This window comes from Streptomyces sp. NPDC055506 (assembly GCF_053643595.1).
Genome location: NZ_JBSHKH010000162.1, coordinates 1 through 16,450, shown reverse-complemented (window position 1 = coordinate 16,450; position 16,450 = coordinate 1). Strand labels below are relative to the sequence as shown.

The window sequence follows — 16,450 nt, the reverse complement described above, 5'->3', positions numbered from 1 at the left end:
CGGACAGGCATGGCAAAAGGACGAGGCCCCGGGATCAACCCGGGGCCTCGTCCTGAACGCTGCCGATGCCTACGCCGTACTACTGGCCATCAGGCCGTCAGTTGTCATCCTCGTCGATCAGGAAGCCCCGCATGGGCGAGGGCGCCTGACCCATCGGCGACGGGCCCTGCGGACGCACCGGCGCCATCGGCTGGGTCATCGCCGGAGACATCTGCTGCTGACCGCCGTAGGACGGACCGGACGGCGACGGGGCACCGCCCATCGTCTGGTTGCCGCCGCCGTAGGACGGGGCGCTCGCGCCGGCCGGAGCCATGGAAGGCGCCGGGGACGGCGGGAGGGACGCGGCAGCCGGAGTCCGCGGCGGAGCCAGCGAGTCGTCGGCCTGGGTCTCCAGCTGGCGCAGCTGCGACTCCAGGTACGACTTCAGGCGCGTGCGGTACTCGCGCTCGAAGCCGCGCAGGTCCTCGACCTTGCGCTCCAGCGTGGCGCGAGCGGACTCCAGGGAGCCCATCGCCACGCGGTGCTTCTCCTGCGCGTCCCGCTCCAGGGCATCGGCCTTGGCACGGGCGTCACGCTCCAGACCCTCGGCACGCGAACGCGCTTCCCCGACGATCTTGTTGGCTTCGGAACGGGCCTCGGCGATCGCCTGGTCGGCGGTCTGCTGGGCCAGCGAGAGGACACGGGCGGCGCTGTCGCCACCGGGGCCTCCCTGACCGGGGCCGCCCATCGGACCGCCCATGGGGCCGCCCATCGGGCCACCCATCTGCTGCTGCATCGGGGGCTGGCCCATGGGACCCGGACCGCCCGGACCCTGGCCCATCGGACCGGGACCCTGCGGACCACCCTGACCGCCGGGACCGGCGGGCAACTGCGGGGCACCGCTCGGCAGCTGGGGCGGACCACCCATGGGGCCACCCATCTGCTGCTGCGGCGGGCCCGATATGCCGGCGGGTACGGGACCACCCGGACCGCGCATGCCCTGCTGCTGCTGTTGCTGCTGATCCTGCTGGGGCTCCGGAGGCTTGCGCATGTTCTGCTGATTCTGGGCAGCAGCGCGCGTGGCCGCGGCCAGTTTGGCGCGCAGGTCCTCGTTCTCGCGGAGCAGACGGGTCAGTTCGGCTTCGACCTCATCGAGGAAGGCATCGACCTCGTCCTCGTCATAGCCTTCTCGGAGGCGGACGGTCGTGAACTGCTTGTTCCGCACGTCCTCGGGGGTCAACGGCATCTCTTCACCTCAACGTAGTCGTCGGCAGTCGGCAAGACCGTATCTGTCACATCGCTCACATCGCGTTCCGTACGAGTGTGATCAGGATGTAGACGATGATCATCAGAACGAAGAAGGACAGGTCGAGCGCCACGCCCCCGAGACGCAGCGGCGGAATGACCCGCCGCAGAAGCTTGAGCGGTGGATCAGTGACAGTGTAGGTGGCCTCCAGAACGACCACCATCGCCTTGCCGGGTTGCCATGAGCGGGCGAACTGGAAGACATAGTCCATGACCAACCGGAAGATGAGCACGATGAGGAAGCACATCAGCGCGATGTAGGTGACATCCAAAACCACGCTCATGACCTGCGCTTCCCTCTCCCCTGTGCCCTGCTGGGTACTGCTGTTTCCGGTGGTGCGTCTCAGCTCTGGTTGAAGAACCCGCCCTCTGCGATGCGGGCCTTGTCCTCCGCCGTGACATCGACGTTAGCAGGCGACAACAGGAACACCTTCTGCGTCACCCGCTCGATACTGCCGTGAAGACCAAACACCAGACCAGCCGCAAAGTCGACAAGTCGCTTCGCATCTGTGTCATCCATCTCAGTCAGATTCATGATCACCGGAGTGCCTTCACGGAAGTGTTCCCCGATGGTACGGGCCTCGTTGTAGGTCCGTGGGTGGAGTGTGGTGATCCGGTAAGGCTCTCGTTCGGACACGACCTTGGGCATGATCACCGGTGCGTTCTTCTCCAGACTTGCGCGTTCTTGTGTGATGGATGCCACGGGCGCGATGCGCGCCGGGCGTCCGGATTCCGCGGGGAGCGAAGCGGAACGAGGGGCCGGTTCGCGAGGCACGGACGGTTGTACGACTCGTACCTCTTCGTCCCTTTGGGGCTGATGTGAGACGTGCGGCTGATGGGACGGCTCGTGCCGTCGGTGGTCCCGCTCGGGCTCCGGGTCCAGTTCGGGTTCGAAGTCGTCGTCGGGGTCGAATCCGCGGCCGTCGTACCCATCGTCCTCCACGAGGCCGAGGTAGACCGCCATCTTGCGCATCGCGCCGGCCATGCTCTGAGTCCTCCGCTCTGTGGTGGATCTGCTGACGACTGCCAAGTGCCTGCGATCCACGAGGTCCTTGAGTCCGCCTATCGGCGGCAATGACCATATTTTCTGCTGTGGTCCGACTTCTTGGCGACGTTACCCGAGCCTGGGGCGGACTCCGAGTACCGCGCTGCCGACGCGCACATGTGTCGCTCCGGCCGCCACGGCCTGTTCGAGGTCCGCACTCATCCCTGCCGAGACCATCGTGGCAGTCGGATGACTCCGGCGCAGGTCGGTCGACAAAACCATCAACCGCTCGAACGCCGCCTGTTCGCGTCCCGCATACTCGCCGGTGAGCGGCGCGACGGTCATCAGCCCGTCGAGCCGCAGCCCCGGCGCCTCGGCCACGAGGCCGGCCAACTCCTCGATCCCGCCGGGAGCCACGCCTCCCCGCTCGCCCCTCGCGCTCTCCCCGGCGTCGAGCGCGACCTGGAGGAGGCACCCCAGTTCGCGACCGGCCCGGACGGCTTCCTTCGACAGAGCTGTGACGAGCTTGGAACGATCGACGGACTGCACGAAGTCCGCGTAACCGACCACCGATCGCACCTTGTTGGTCTGGAGTTGACCGACGAAGTGCCATGAAAGGGGCAGATCCGCGCAGGCAGCAGCCTTCGGGGCCGCGTCCTGGTCGCGGTTCTCGGCGACATGCCGCACCCCGAGCTCCGACAACACACGCACGTCGCTCGCGGGATAGGTCTTGGTGACCACGATCAGGGTCACCTCCTCGCGTCCCCGCCCGGCGGCCGCGCATGCGTCGGCGATGCGCTGTTCAACTTTCGCCAGATTCGCGGCGAGTTCGTCCTTACGGTCCGTCATGTCCCATCAGTCCAGCCACACATAGCCCGCGAGCCGACCGGTGGTGCGGTCGCGGCGATACGAGAAGTGATCGTCCGACTCCAGCGTGCACACCGGAGACTGCGCCCGGTCGCGCACCCCGAGCCGTTCGAGCTGGGCGTGCACCCCGGCACTCACGTCGACCGCCGGAGTGCCCCAACTGGTTTCGGCGTACGCGGCCGGCTCGACGGCGGACACGTCGGCGCGCATCGCCTCGGGCACTTCGTAACACCGGCCGCAGACGGTGGGCCCGGTGCGGGCGACGATCCGGGAGGGCTCGGCACCCAGTTCGGTCATCGCGCGTAGCGCGGCCGGGACGACCCCGGCGATCATGCCGGGCCGGCCCGCGTGGGCCGCGGCGACGATTCCGGCGACCGGGTCGGCGAGCAGGACCGGCACGCAGTCCGCGGTGAGCACGGCGAGGGCGAGCCCTCGCTTCACCGTGACGATCGCGTCGACCGACGGGATCTCGGACGAAGATCCCCACGGCCGGTCCACCACCGCCACGTCGGCCCCGTGCACCTGGTTCATCCAGACCACCCGGTCCGGCTCGACGCCCAGGGACTTGGCGGCCAGGTCCCGGTTGGCGCGTACGGCGTCGGGGTCGTCGCCGACCGCTCCGCCGAGATTGAGCTCCTCATACGGAGCGGCGCTCACTCCGCCCCACCGGTCGGTGAAGCCGAAGTGCGCGCCGCTCACGCTTTCGCGCTGTCCTATCACGACTGAAGGATCACTTGAGGAAGTCCGGTACGTCCAGTTCCTCGGCCGCGCTGTCCGAGTAGGTCCGCGGCGCAGGCGGGACCGGCGGGGCGACCGGGATGTCGCTGACCGGCTCCGGAGCGGGCTCCGGGTCCTCCTTCGGGGTCACGCTGCCGAGCGAGCCGAAGGACGGGCGGCTCTCGGTCTGCCGCGCCGGGGCCGGCTCCTCGCGCTTGGCCGAGGAGGAGCCGAGGACGTTGTCCCGCTTGGACGGCGGCTGGCCGCCGTCGAAGCCGGCCGCGATCACGGTGACCCGGACCTCATCGCCGAGGGCGTCGTCGATCACCGCACCGAAGATGATGTTGGCCTCGGGGTGAGCGGCCTCGCTCACCAGCTGGGCAGCCTCGTTGATCTCGAACAGACCGAGGTCGCTGCCGCCGGAGATGGAGAGGAGCACACCGCGGGCGCCGTCGATGGACGCCTCCAGCAGCGGCGAGGAGATCGCCATCTCGGCCGCCGCCACCGCACGGTCGTCGCCGCGGGCGGAGCCGATGCCCATCAGCGCCGAGCCGGCCTCGGACATGACCGACTTGACGTCGGCGAAGTCGAGGTTGATGAGGCCGGGGGTGGTGATGAGGTCGGTGATGCCCTGGACACCGGAGAGCAGGACCTGGTCGGCCGACTTGAAGGCGTCGAGCACCGAGACCTGGCGGTCCGAGATGGACAGCAGCCGGTCGTTCGGGATGACGATGAGGGTGTCGACCTCTTCGCGGAGCTCGGCGATGCCGTCCTCGGCCTGGTTCGCGCGACGCCGCCCCTCGAAGGTGAACGGGCGCGTGACCACACCGATGGTGAGAGCGCCGAGCGAGCGGGCGATGTTGGCCACGACGGGCGCGCCGCCGGTGCCGGTGCCGCCGCCTTCACCGGCTGTCACGAAGACCATGTCGGCCCCCTTGAGGACCTCCTCGATCTCCTCGCGGTGGTCCTCGGCGGCCTTGCGGCCCACGGCCGGGTTGGCTCCGGCGCCGAGTCCGCGGGTGAGTTCACGGCCGACGTCCAGCTTGACGTCGGCGTCGCTCATCAACAGAGCTTGCGCGTCGGTGTTGATGGCGATGAACTCGACGCCCTTGAGACCGACCTCGATCATCCGGTTGATGGCATTGACACCACCGCCGCCGACACCGATGACTTTGATGACTGCGAGGTAGTTCTGCGGTGCTGCCACGTCGAAGGCCTCTCGCCTCGAGTTACGTGTCGCCGAATCACCGTGGCGCGCTGCGCCCCGCGACCCGACGACTGATGCCGAATGGGACGGTCCGTATCGCCGACCCGAACCCTAACCCTGAAGTTTAGGGTTACCAGTGTGTCTGTTCCTTGGAGTCTTCTGAACAGGACACTAAGTCGACAAGTGGCGCACGTTCAACGAACACGCCGAACCTCCCGTTTTTCTTTTCACCCTATGTGATCAGCCGTAGCACTGCCCAACCAGGGTGCTGGCCTGCGCGGATGTGCGTCAACTCGCTGATGACGCGGGCGCGGTGGGAACACTCACGTCGAAGTAACGGGCGCCGGGCGAGGCTTTCATCAGGGCGGTGAGCGTACGGGCCTTGACCGCGCCCTTCTCGCTGCTGCCCCAGACGACCGTGCGGCCGTCCCTCAACTCCAGCGAGATGTCGTCGTAGGAACGGACCTTGACGGTCTGTGTGCCGCGGGCGACGGCGGCCGGAACGGCACGGGCGACGACGACCGCCTCGCGCACCAGCCGGGCCTCGCCGAAGCGGCGCAGGCTCGCGGCGGCCGAGCTGGACCGGGACAGTGTCAATTCCAGTGCGGGCACGCCTTTCGGGGCCTCGGACACCGTGGCGAAACGGACACCTTCATCGTCCACTTCGACGAACTTTCCGCCCTTTTGGACAATCAGAACCGGAGTCCGCTCGACCACTTTCAGGCCGATGCCCTCGGGCCAGGAACGGACCACGTCAACCGAGTCAATTCGGGGCAATTTCCGGCGCAGTCGCGACTCGATCGCTTCGGTGTCGACGGAAATCAGCGGCTTCCCGAGGGGAACGTCGGCGGCGGCCCGGACCTGAGCCGGCGTCAGGACCTTGGTGCCCGACACGGAGACGCGCTCGGCACGCAGCCAGTCGGAGCCGTAGAACAGCCAGACCGTCGGGAAGCCGAGGAAGACCAGGGCGAGGCCCAGGATGACAATCACACGAAGCCGGGCCCGCCTCGACCGCGGGCGGAGCGGCGGGCCGGACGACTTCTGCTGGCGTTCACCGCGCTCGGCGGTGGTCGATCCGGCCACGCTCCCCTGCCTCCTGTCATACAGTCCTAGCGGTGTGCACGACTGGCGGCGATCGCCTCGTACACCATGCCGACGAGCAGGTCGTCGGCGTCCCGGCGGCCGAACTCGGCGGCGCTGCGGGACATCTGGTACAGCCGGTGCGGGTCGGCGAGCACGGGCAGGACGTGTCGCTGGACCCACTCGGGGGTCAGCTCCGCGTCGTCGACCAGCAGGCCGCCGCCGGCCTTGACCACCGGCTGGGCGTTGAGCCGCTGTTCGCCGTTGCCGATGGGCAGCGGGACATAGGCGGCCGGGAGCCCGACGGCGGAGAGTTCGGCGACGGTCATCGCGCCCGCGCGGCAGAGCATCATGTCCGCCGCGGCGTACGCGAGGTCCATCCGGTCCAGATAACTTACCGGGATGTAGGGGGGCATTCCCGGCATCTGCTGGACCTGCGGCAGTTCGTTCTTCGGACCGACCGCGTGCAGGATCTGGATTCCGGCCTGCTGGAGCCAGGGCGCGACCTGCTGGACGACCTCGTTCAGCCGGCGGGCGCCCTGGGAGCCGCCGGTGACCAGCAGCGTGGGCAGGTTCGGGTCCAGGCCGAAGGCGGCCCGGGCCTCGGGGCGTACGGCGGCCCGGTCCAGGGTGGCGATGGAGCGGCGCAGCGGGATGCCGATGTAACGGGAGTTGCGCAGCTTGCTGTCCGGTGTGGAGACCGCGACCTGGCTGGCGTACCGCGAGCCGATCTTGTTGGCCAGGCCCGGGCGGGCGTTGGCCTCGTGGATGACGATCGGCACACCGAGGCGCTTGGCCGCGAGGTAGCCGGGCAGGGCGACGTAGCCGCCGAAGCCGACCACGGCGTCCGCCCTGGTGCGCTCCAGGATCTGCTCGGTCGCCTTGATCGTCCCGCGCAGCCGGCCCGGGACGGTGATCAGCTCGGGGGTGGGCTTGCGCGGCAGCGGCACGGCGGGGATCAGCGCGAGTTCGTACCCACGCTCGGGCACGAGACGTGTCTCGAGTCCGCGCTCCGTTCCCAGGGCCGTGATGCCCACGCTCGGATCCTGCCTGCGCAGGGCGTCCGCGAGGGCGAGCGCGGGCTCGATGTGGCCCGCGGTTCCTCCGCCGGCGAGTACGACATGCACCGAAATTCACCGCTCTCCGGACGAGCGCGCCGTCGAGGCACGCCGTCGCATCGTGTTCCATCTCCGGGGACTCCGAATGGAACCGGTGCCCCCAGCCCCCCGCTTTCTACCAAAGCGGGGTTGCCGCATCGCAAGCGCCGCCCGCGCAGCGGGCTCGTCGCGTGCGAAGGCGATCAGCAGCCCGATGGCGAACATGGTCGGCAGCAGGGCGGATCCTCCGTAGGAGAACAGCGGGAGGGGGACGCCGGCGATCGGCAGCAGACCGAGCACCGCACCGATGTTGATCACGGCCTGTGCCGTGATCCAGGTGGTCACGCCTCCCGCGGCATACCTCACGAAGGGGTCCTCCGTGCGTCCGGCCACGCGGATACCCGCATAGCCTAGAGCCGCGAAGAGGGCGAGTACCGACAGCGTCCCCGCCAGGCCCAGTTCCTCACCGGTGACGGCGAAGATGAAGTCGGTGTGGGCTTCGGGCAGTTGGCCCCATTTCTCCACACTCGCACCCAGCCCGGAGCCGAAGATTCCGCCCGACGCCAGGGCATAGATGCCGTGCACCGCCTGCCAGCAGTCGACGGGCCCGGACTGGGGTTCGGTGGCGCCGAGGCACTGCAGCCGGGCCATGCGGTTGGCGCTGGTCTTGATGAGGATCAGGCCGAGCACGGCGGCGATCGACAGCACACCGGCGAACAGCCGCGTGGGCGCGCCGGCCAGCCAGAGCAGGCCGAACAGGATGGCCGTGAGGATGATCGCGGTGCCCATGTCGCCGCCGATCATGATCAGCCCGAGCAGCATGAAGGCGGCCGGCACCAGCGGGACGAGCATGTGCTTCCACTGGGTCAGCAGCTTCTTGTCCTGCTTGCGGGCGAGCAGGTCGGCGCCCCACAGCACGAGGGCCAGCTTGCCGAACTCACTGGGCTGGATCTGGAAGGAGCCGCCGACGGCGATCCAGTTCTGGTTGCCGTTGACCGACACTCCTATCCCCGGGATCTGCACCAGGGTCATCAGGAAGACGGCGCCCGCGAGGATGGGGTAGGCCAGCGCCCGGTGCAGCTTCACCGGCATCCGTGAGGCGGCGAACAGCAGCCCCGCGCCGATCACCGCCGCGAGCAGCTGCTTGCGGAAGAAGTACGAGCCCGGCAGCGACATCTGCAGCGCGGTGATCTGGGAGGCCGAGTAGACCATCACCAGCCCCAGCACCGTGATCAGCAGACTGCCGCCGAAGATCAGGTAGTAGGCGGTCAGCGGCCGGTCCCAGCCCCTGCGCGCCCGCAGGTACAGGCCCAGGACGCCGCTCTCGCGCGCCGGCCGGGGCGTGGCGGGCCGGCGGACGGGCCGCTGCGCGGGCGGCCCTCCGGTACGGCTACCGGGCATGGACGGCTCCCGTGAGGGCGTGTGGGAGGGGCGGGGGCGTCGGCCCCGGGTCGGCGGCGGGTGTCCGCCGGTTCGTCTCGGGCCACATCCGAGTCACGCGTCCCTCCAAGGGTCCCGAAGCACCCGCCGTGGCCGAGACCGACCGTCAGGTGCCCGCGCCGAGTGCGCGAACCGCCTCCGCGAACGCGTCACCACGCTGGTTGTAGTTGGTGAACATGTCCATCGAGGCGCAGGCCGGGGCCAGCAGCACCGTGTCGCCGGGCTGTGCGAGCCGCCGCGCCTCCTGGACAGCCTGGAGCATCGCCCCAGTGTCGGTCCGGTCGAGGTCGACGACGGGTACTTCCGGGGCGTGTCGCGCGAGGGCTTCGCGGATGAGCGCACGGTCCGCGCCGATCAGCACGGCCCCGCGCAGCCGCCGCGCCGACTTGGCGACCAGTTCGTCGAAGACGGCACCCTTCGCGAGCCCGCCCGCGATCCACACGATCGGCTCGTACGCCGCCAACGAGGCTTCCGCCGCATGCGTGTTGGTGGCCTTGGAGTCGTCGACGTACGCGACGCCGTCCACGTCGGCCACGTGCGCGATGCGATGGGCGTCCGGGGTGAAGGCCCGCAGACCGTCCCGTACGGCCCTGGCGGGCACGCCGTAGGCCCGGGCGAGGGCCGCCGCCGCGAGGGCGTTGGCGATGTTGTGCGGGGCCGGCGGGTTCACATCGGCGACCTCGGCCAGCTCCTGGGCGTTCTTCTGCCGGTCCTCCACGAAGGCGCGGTCGACCAGGATGCCCTCCACGACACCGAGTTGGGAGGGCGCGGGCGTGCCGAGGGTGAAGCCGACGGCCCGGCAGCCCTCCTCGACGTCGGCCTCGCGGACCAGGTCCTCGGTGGCCTTGTCGGCGACGTTGTAGACGCAGGCGACGCGATTGCCTTCGTAGATACGGCCCTTGTCGGCCGCGTAGGCCTCCATCGAGCCGTGCCAGTCGAGGTGGTCGGGGGCGAGGTTCAGCACGGCGGCCGAGTGGGCGCGCAGCGACGGCGCCCAGTGCAGCTGGTAGCTGGACAGCTCCACGGCCAGCACGTCGTACTGCTCCTCGCCGAGCACCGCGTCCAGGAGCGAGACGCCGATGTTGCCGACGGCGGCCGTGCGCAGGCCGGCCGCCTTCAGGATCGAGGCGAGCATCTGGACGGTCGTGGTCTTGCCGTTGGTGCCGGTGACGGCCAGCCAGGGAGCGGCGTCGGGGCCGCGCAGGCGCCAGGCAAGTTCGACGTCGCCCCAGACCGGGACACCCGCCTGTGCCGCCGCCGCGAACAGCGGCTTGTCCGGCTTCCAGCCGGGTGCGGTGACGATCAGTTCGGAGCCCTCGGGCAGCGTGTCGCCGTCGCCGAGGCGCACGGTGACGCCGAGCGCCTCCAGCTCGGCCGCCTGCGCCCGGGCGCGCTCGTCGGCGCCGTCGTTGACGACCGTGACGATCGCGCCGAGGCCGTGCAGCACCTTGGCCGCCGGGACGCCGGAGACGCCGAGCCCGGCGACGGTGACGTGCTTGCCCTGGAAGTCGAAGGGCTCCGAGGAGGTCACTTGTCCGCTGCCCATCCTGCGTAGAAGAGGCCGAGTCCGACGATCACACAAATGCCCTGAATGATCCAGAAGCGGACCACGATGAGCACTTCGGACCAGCCTTTGAGTTCGAAGTGGTGCTGGAGTGGCGCCATCCGGAAGACGCGTTTCCCGGTCAGGCGGAAGGAACCGACCTGGATCACCACGGACATGGTGATCAGCACGAACAGGCCACCGAGGATGGCGATCAGCAGCTCGGTGCGGGAGCAGATCGCGAGACCGGCGAGCACACCGCCGAGCGCGAGCGAGCCGGTGTCTCCCATGAAGACCTTGGCCGGCGAGGTGTTCCACCACAGGAAGCCGAGGCAGGCGCCCATCAGCGCCGAGGAGACCACGGCGAGGTCGAGGGGGTCGCGCACCTCGTAACAGGCGCCCGGGTTGGTCAGGGTCTGCGCGTTGGCGCAGGACTCCTGGAACTGCCAGACGCCGATGAAGGTGTAGGCGCCGAAGACCAGCACCGAGGCGCCGGTGGCCAGACCGTCCAGACCGTCGGTCAGGTTCACGCCGTTCGACATCGCGAGAATCATGAACAGCGCCCAGACCACGAACAGCACGGGTCCGATCGTCCAGCCGAAGTCCGTGATGAACGACAGCTTCGTGGACGCCGGGGTGTTGCCCCGGTTGTCCGCGAACTGGAGCGACAGCACCGCGAAGGCGATGCCGACGGTGAGCTGGCCGGCCATCTTCGCCTTGGCCCGAAGGCCCAGCGAACGGCGCTTGACGATCTTGATGTAGTCGTCGAGGAAGCCGACCAGGCCCATGCCGACCATCAGGCCGAGCACCAGCAGACCCGAGAAGGTCGGTGCCGCGTCGGCCTCCGGGTCCAGATAGCCCGTGATCACCTTCGCCAGGAAGTACGCGGCGACCGTCGCCAGGATGAAGGCGATACCGCCCATGGTCGGCGTACCGCGCTTGCTGGCGTGCTCGCGCGGGCCGTCGTCGCGGATGTACTGGCCGTAGCCCTTGCGCGCGAGGAGCTTGATCAGCAGCGGGGTGCCGATCAGGGTCAGGAAGAGGCCAATGACTCCTGCGAACAGGATCTGCTTCATCATCGGGCGGAAACCTCACCCTCGGCACCGAACTCGAGGAGCGCCTGCGCCACGCTCTCGAGGCCGACCGAACGGGACGCCTTCACGAGTACGACGTCCCCCGGGCGCAACTCGCTGCGCAACAGGTCGACCGCCGCCTGTGCGTCGGACACGTGCACCGACTCCTCACCCCACGAACCCTCGTTATATGCGCCCAGTTGCAGCCAGGCGGCTTCCCTGCCACCGACCGCGACGAGCTTGCTGACGTTGAGCCGGACGGCGAGCCGTCCGACCGCGTCGTGCTCGGCGAGAGCCTCGTCCCCGAGCTCGGCCATCTTGCCGAGCACCGCCCAGGTCCGCCGCCCCTTGCCCATCGCCGCGAGCGCGCGCAGAGCGGCTCGCATGGACTCGGGGTTCGCGTTGTAGGCGTCGTTGACGATCGTCACGCCGTCCGGGCGCTCGGTGACCTCCATCCGCCAGCGGGAGAGGGAGCCCGCCTCGGAGAGCGCCACGGCGATCTCGTCTGCGGACATGCCCAGTTCGTGGGCGACGGCGGCCGCGGCGAGCGCGTTCGACACGTGGTGCTCACCGTACAGGCGCATGGTCACGTCACTTGCACCGGAGGGTGTGTGAAGCCTGAACGAGGGCTGTCCGGTGTCCGTGAGTCGCACATTCTCGGCGCGAACGTCCGCTTCGCCGGACTCTCCGAAAAAGATCACCTTCGCCTTCGTACGGGCGGCCATGGCCCGTACGTAGGGGTCGTCCGCGTTGAGGACGGCGGTACCGCCGTCGGCTTCGGACGGCAGGGCCTCGACGAGCTCGCCCTTCGCCTGGGCGATCTGCTCACGGCCGCCGAACTCTCCGATGTGGGCACTGCCGACGTTGAGGACGAGGCCGACCTTCGGGGGCGTCAGACCGGCGAGGTAGCTGATGTGCCCGATACCGCGGGCGCCCATCTCCAGGACGAGGAACCTGGTCTCCTCGGTCGCGCTGAGCGCGGTCAGCGGCAGCCCGATCTCGTTGTTGAGGGAGCCGGGCGTGAACACGGTCGGCGCCTTGCTCCGCAGCACCTGCGCGATGAGGTCCTTGGTGCTGGTCTTGCCCGCCGAGCCGGTGAGGGCGACCAGGGTGGCTCCCAGACGTCGTACGACGTGCCGCGCCAGGGCGCCGAGGGCCGTCTGGACGTCGTCCACGACGATGGCGGGCACGCCGACGGGCCGGGTGCCGAGCACGGCCACCGCTCCCGCCTCGACGACCGCCGCCGCGTAGTCGTGTCCGTCCACGCGCTCGCCGGCGAAGGCGGCGAACAGGCTGCCCGGCACCGCCTCGCGGGAGTCACGGACGACCGGGCCCGTGACCTGGACGGACGGGTCCGGTATGTCGTGTGTCTGCCCGCCGACGACTTCTGCGATCTCGGCGAGGGAGAGGGCGATCACAAGTTCATCCCCTGGGTCTTCTGGATTTTCATCCCTGGGTCTTCTGTACGGCTTCGCGAAGTACCTGGCGGTCGTCGAAGGGACGGACCACCCCGGCGATGTCCTGGCCCTGCTCGTGACCCTTGCCCGCGACCAGCACGGTGTCGCCGGGCTCGGCGCGGGCGACGGCGGCGGCGATCGCGGCGGCCCGGTCCTCGAAGACCTGCACCTCGCCGCGCTCGAACGCGGGCACGGAGGCCGCGCCCTGGAGCATCGTGGCGAGGATCGCGAGGGGGTCCTCGGAGCGGGGGTTGTCGGAGGTCAGTACGGCGGTGTCGGCGAGCCGGGCCGCCGCGGCGCCCATGGGCTCGCGCTTGGACTTGTCCCGGTCGCCGCCGCAGCCGAGGACGATGTGCAGCTTGCCCTCGGTGACCTTGCGGAGCGCTTTGAGGACCGATTCGACCGCGTCCGTCTTGTGGGCGTAGTCGACGACCGCGAGGTAGGGCTGACCGGCGTCCACGCGCTCCAGCCGGCCCGGCACGCCGGGTACCGCGGCCACACCGTCGGCGGCGGCCTGCGGGTCGAGGCCGGCGACGGCGAGGGCCACGATCGCGGCGAGGGTGTTGGCCACGTTGAAGGGGCCCGGCAGCGGCGACTTGGCGCTGATCCGCTCGCCCTTGGGGCCGATGACGGTGAACGTCGAGTCCAGCTGGCCGACCTCGACGTCCTCGGCGCGCCAGTCGGCGTCGGGGTGGCCCTCAGCGGAGTAGGTGACGACCGGGACGGTGGCTTCGTTGGCCAGCCTGCGGCCGTACTCGTCGTCGACGTTGACCACGCCCAGTTTGCCGCGTTCCGGCGTGAACAGCTGCGCCTTGGCCTGGAAGTAGTCCTCCATGCCGGAGTGGAACTCCATGTGCTCCGGGCTGAGGTTGGTGAAGACGCCGATGTCGAAGACACAGCCGTCGACCCGGCCGAGGACCAGGGCGTGGCTGGAGACCTCCATGGCGACCGCGTCGACGCCGCGTTCGCGCATGACGGCGAACAGCGCCTGGAGGTCGGTGGCCTCGGGGGTGGTGCGCTCGGACTTGATGCGCTCGTCGCCGATGCGCATCTCGACCGTGCCGATCAGGCCGGTGGACCTGACGGTCTTCAGGCCGCCCTCGACGAGGTAGGCGGTGGTGGTCTTGCCGGAGGTACCGGTGATGCCGATCTGGAGCAGGTCCCGGCCGGGGTGGCCATAGATCGTGGCGGCCAGCTCGCCCATCTGCGCGCGCGGGTCGTCGACGACCAGGACCGGCAGACCGGACGCGGCGGCGCGCTCGGCGCCGGTCGGGTCGGTCAGCACGGCGGCCGCGCCGAGGCCGGCGGCCTGCGTGACGAAGTCGGCACCGTGCAGCCGGGCGCCCGGGAGGGCGGCGTACAGGTCGCCGGGGCGCACGGCGCGTGAGTCGTGGGTGATGCCCGTGACCTCGGCGGCGTTCTCCGGCGTTGGAACACCCAGCTGATCGGAGAGTTCCGCGAGGGGTGTGGCGGAGACCTGCACCGGCCTGGGCGGCCCGGGGTATGTCACGGGATGGCCCTTCTGGGTGGTTTGGGACTGATCAGCGTGTGGCACGGCGGTGAGCGTACCGGGCGTACCCGCCTCCGGGCGAAGTGAGGGGGCGGCGGGGTTCTGGTTCCCGGGGTCGGGGGTGATCGTTGTCACGGGGGCGGTCCTGGTGGCTCGGTGGTGCTCGGTGCTGATCAGGGCTCGGGGGTTCGGTTCCGGATGGAAGGGTTCAGTTCTGGAAGGAGACGGGCAGCTTCGCGGCTTTGGCCCCGGTCGGCGGGACCTGGAGGGACTTCAGTGCGAACTCCATGACCTTCTTGTAGACGGGGCCGCAGATCTGGCCGCCGAAGTAGCTGCCCTGGGTGGCGTTCTGGATGGCGCAGTAGACGGTGACGCGGGGCTTGTCGGCGGGTGCGAAGCCGGCGAAGGACGAGGTATAGCCGTGGTACTTGCCGGTGGCCGGATCCACGCGGTTGGCCGTGCCCGTCTTGCCCGCGACGCGGTAGCCGGGGATGCGCGCCTTGGTGCCGGTGCCCTCCTCGTCGTCCACGACGGACTCCAGCATCTGGGCGAGGGTCTTCGCCGTCTTGGCGCTGACGACCCTGGTCTTCTTGGGCTCGGGGGCCGGGGTGAAGCGGCCTTCGGGGCCCTTGGTGCCGCGGACGAGCGAGGGTTCTACGCGGACGCCGCCGTTGGCGATGGTCGAGTACACGGACGCCGCCTGCATGGCGTTGATGGAGACGCCCTGGCCGAAAGGAATCGTGTACTGCTGCGAGGTCGACCACTTGTCGGGCGGGGCGAGGATGCCCTTGGTCTCGCCGGGGAAGCCCAGGCCGGTGTAGTCGCCGAGGCCGAACTTGCGCAGGTAGTCGTAGAGGACCTTGTTGGACTGGGCCTGGGTCTTGCCGAGCTGGCCGGTGGCGAGGATGGTGCCGATGTTGCTCGACTTGGCGAGGACGCCGTTGAGCGTCAGGTACCAGGTCGGGTGGTCGATGTCGTCCTTGAAGAGCCGGTCGCCGCGGTGCAGCCGGTTGGGCACGACGACGTGGGTCATCGGGGTAGCGGTGTTCTCCTGGAGGACGGCCGCCATCGACATGACCTTGGCGGTGGAGCCGGGCTCGAAGGCGTCCTGGACGGCCGCGTTGCCGAGGGCGGCCGAGTCGGCGTCCGACAGGTCGTTGGGATCGAAGCCGGGTGAGTTGGCCATGGCCAGGATCTGGCCGGTGCGGGTGTCCTGGACGATCACGTAGCCGCGGTCGGCCGCGGACTCCTTCACCTGGTCGCTGATGGCCTTCTGGGCGGCCCACTGGATGTCGCGGTCGATGGTGAGCTCGACGTCGCTGCCGGGCACGGCGGGTGTCTCGGTGGAACCCACGGTGGGGACGAGACGGCCGCCGGACTGGGCGTAGCGGATCTTGCCGTCCTTGCCGGCCAGTTCCTTGTCCAGCTGGAGTTCGATGCCGCCGCCGGGCTTGCCCTCTCCGTTGACCCAGCCCAGTATCCCGGCGGCGAGGTCGCCGTTCGGGTACACGCGCTTGCTGGTCCCGACTGAGAAGACGCCCGCGAGGACGTTGTGCGCGGACTTGTCCGTCTCCTCCTTCTTGGCGAGCGCGGACTTCAGGTCCTTGATCTGCTTCCAGACCTGCGGGGTCTGGCGGGATGCCAGCTTCGTGTAGCGCAGGGACTTGTTCTTCGGCCGCAGCTTGTCGACCAGGGATTCCTGGTCCTGGCCGAGGATCGGCGCGAGGAGCGCGGCGGCCTGCTCGGGCCCGTCACCGATCTTCAGGTGGTCCGGGGCGAACATCGTGGGGTCGGCCGTGATGTCGTAGGCGTCCTCACTGGTCGCCAGGGCCACACCGGACCGGTCGGTGATCTCGCCCCGGTCCGCGGCCAGCACCTGCCCGACGTAGCGGTTCTGCTCGGCCTTGGCGGCATAGGTGCTCGCGTCGACGGCCTGCACCTGGAACAGCCGCACCACGAAGGCGATCATCACCAGCGTCAGCGCGAGCCCGACCAGACGCAGCCGGGGCCGGGGGCTGCCCAGCCGCAGCGGCCGGGGCGCCCCCGGCCGACCCTGGGACGGCCGCCGGGCCGGACGGCCACCGGGACCGGGCCGCCGCCGGGCATCGGGCCGAGCGGGCCTGGCGGGACCGGGCACGCGGCGGCGCGGGGGTTCCCTGTCGGACACTTCCGTCACCTGCCGGGGGTCGG

Annotated in this window: 14 protein-coding genes; all 14 read right to left on the bottom strand. The window is 69.7% G+C overall.

Features of this window, described 5'->3' with window-relative positions; genetic code table 11:
• Positions 1-97: 97 nt before the first annotated feature.
• Complete coding sequence (locus ACWIF2_RS36480; RefSeq protein WP_454365433.1) at positions 98-1,225, bottom strand: DivIVA domain-containing protein; 1,128 nt, start codon at positions 1,223-1,225, stop codon at positions 98-100.
• A 55-nt stretch (positions 1,226-1,280) separates the two neighbouring features.
• Complete coding sequence (locus ACWIF2_RS36475; protein ID WP_454365431.1) at positions 1,281-1,568, bottom strand: YggT family protein; 288 nt, start codon at positions 1,566-1,568, stop codon at positions 1,281-1,283.
• A gap of 59 nt (positions 1,569-1,627) precedes the next feature.
• Entirely contained in the window at positions 1,628-2,269 is a 642-nt protein-coding gene (locus tag ACWIF2_RS36470) for a cell division protein SepF (protein ID WP_184596554.1), read from the bottom strand.
• 129 nt (positions 2,270-2,398) lie between these two features.
• Positions 2,399-3,118 (bottom strand): YggS family pyridoxal phosphate-dependent enzyme, encoded by a 720-nt coding sequence (locus ACWIF2_RS36465; protein ID WP_454365428.1) that lies wholly within the window; start codon positions 3,116-3,118, stop codon positions 2,399-2,401.
• A gap of 6 nt (positions 3,119-3,124) precedes the next feature.
• On the bottom strand, positions 3,125-3,856 hold the full coding sequence (pgeF, locus tag ACWIF2_RS36460; RefSeq protein ID WP_454365426.1) for a peptidoglycan editing factor PgeF: 732 nt from the start codon (positions 3,854-3,856) through the stop codon (positions 3,125-3,127).
• A 10-nt stretch (positions 3,857-3,866) separates the two neighbouring features.
• Positions 3,867-5,060, bottom strand: a complete 1,194-nt coding sequence (gene ftsZ, locus ACWIF2_RS36455) for a cell division protein FtsZ (protein WP_454365424.1) — start codon at positions 5,058-5,060, stop codon at positions 3,867-3,869.
• A gap of 288 nt (positions 5,061-5,348) precedes the next feature.
• The gene (locus ACWIF2_RS36450; protein WP_454365422.1) at positions 5,349-6,143 is read right to left on the bottom strand and encodes a cell division protein FtsQ/DivIB; all 795 of its coding nucleotides are present in this window, start codon (positions 6,141-6,143) and stop codon (positions 5,349-5,351) included.
• A 26-nt stretch (positions 6,144-6,169) separates the two neighbouring features.
• Positions 6,170-7,267: an undecaprenyldiphospho-muramoylpentapeptide beta-N-acetylglucosaminyltransferase gene (gene murG / locus ACWIF2_RS36445; protein ID WP_454365420.1), complete on the bottom strand. Its 1,098-nt coding sequence runs from the start codon at positions 7,265-7,267 to the stop codon at positions 6,170-6,172.
• A gap of 6 nt (positions 7,268-7,273) precedes the next feature.
• Positions 7,274-8,638 (bottom strand): putative lipid II flippase FtsW, encoded by a 1,365-nt coding sequence (ftsW, locus tag ACWIF2_RS36440; RefSeq protein WP_454365419.1) that lies wholly within the window; start codon positions 8,636-8,638, stop codon positions 7,274-7,276.
• 145 nt (positions 8,639-8,783) lie between these two features.
• Positions 8,784-10,223: a UDP-N-acetylmuramoyl-L-alanine--D-glutamate ligase gene (gene murD, locus ACWIF2_RS36435; protein ID WP_454365417.1), complete on the bottom strand. Its 1,440-nt coding sequence runs from the start codon at positions 10,221-10,223 to the stop codon at positions 8,784-8,786.
• On the bottom strand, positions 10,205-11,296 hold the full coding sequence (gene mraY, locus ACWIF2_RS36430) for a phospho-N-acetylmuramoyl-pentapeptide-transferase (RefSeq protein WP_382499195.1): 1,092 nt from the start codon (positions 11,294-11,296) through the stop codon (positions 10,205-10,207). The genes murD and mraY overlap by 19 nt, the downstream gene beginning before the upstream one ends.
• On the bottom strand, positions 11,296-12,711 hold the full coding sequence (locus ACWIF2_RS36425) for a UDP-N-acetylmuramoyl-tripeptide--D-alanyl-D-alanine ligase (RefSeq protein WP_454365415.1): 1,416 nt from the start codon (positions 12,709-12,711) through the stop codon (positions 11,296-11,298). The genes mraY and ACWIF2_RS36425 overlap by 1 nt, the downstream gene beginning before the upstream one ends.
• A gap of 28 nt (positions 12,712-12,739) precedes the next feature.
• On the bottom strand, positions 12,740-14,260 hold the full coding sequence (locus ACWIF2_RS36420) for a UDP-N-acetylmuramoyl-L-alanyl-D-glutamate--2,6-diaminopimelate ligase (protein ID WP_454365413.1): 1,521 nt from the start codon (positions 14,258-14,260) through the stop codon (positions 12,740-12,742).
• A gap of 208 nt (positions 14,261-14,468) precedes the next feature.
• On the bottom strand, positions 14,469-16,427 hold the full coding sequence (locus tag ACWIF2_RS36415; protein ID WP_454365435.1) for a peptidoglycan D,D-transpeptidase FtsI family protein: 1,959 nt from the start codon (positions 16,425-16,427) through the stop codon (positions 14,469-14,471).
• Between the last annotated feature and the right edge of the window lie 23 nt (positions 16,428-16,450).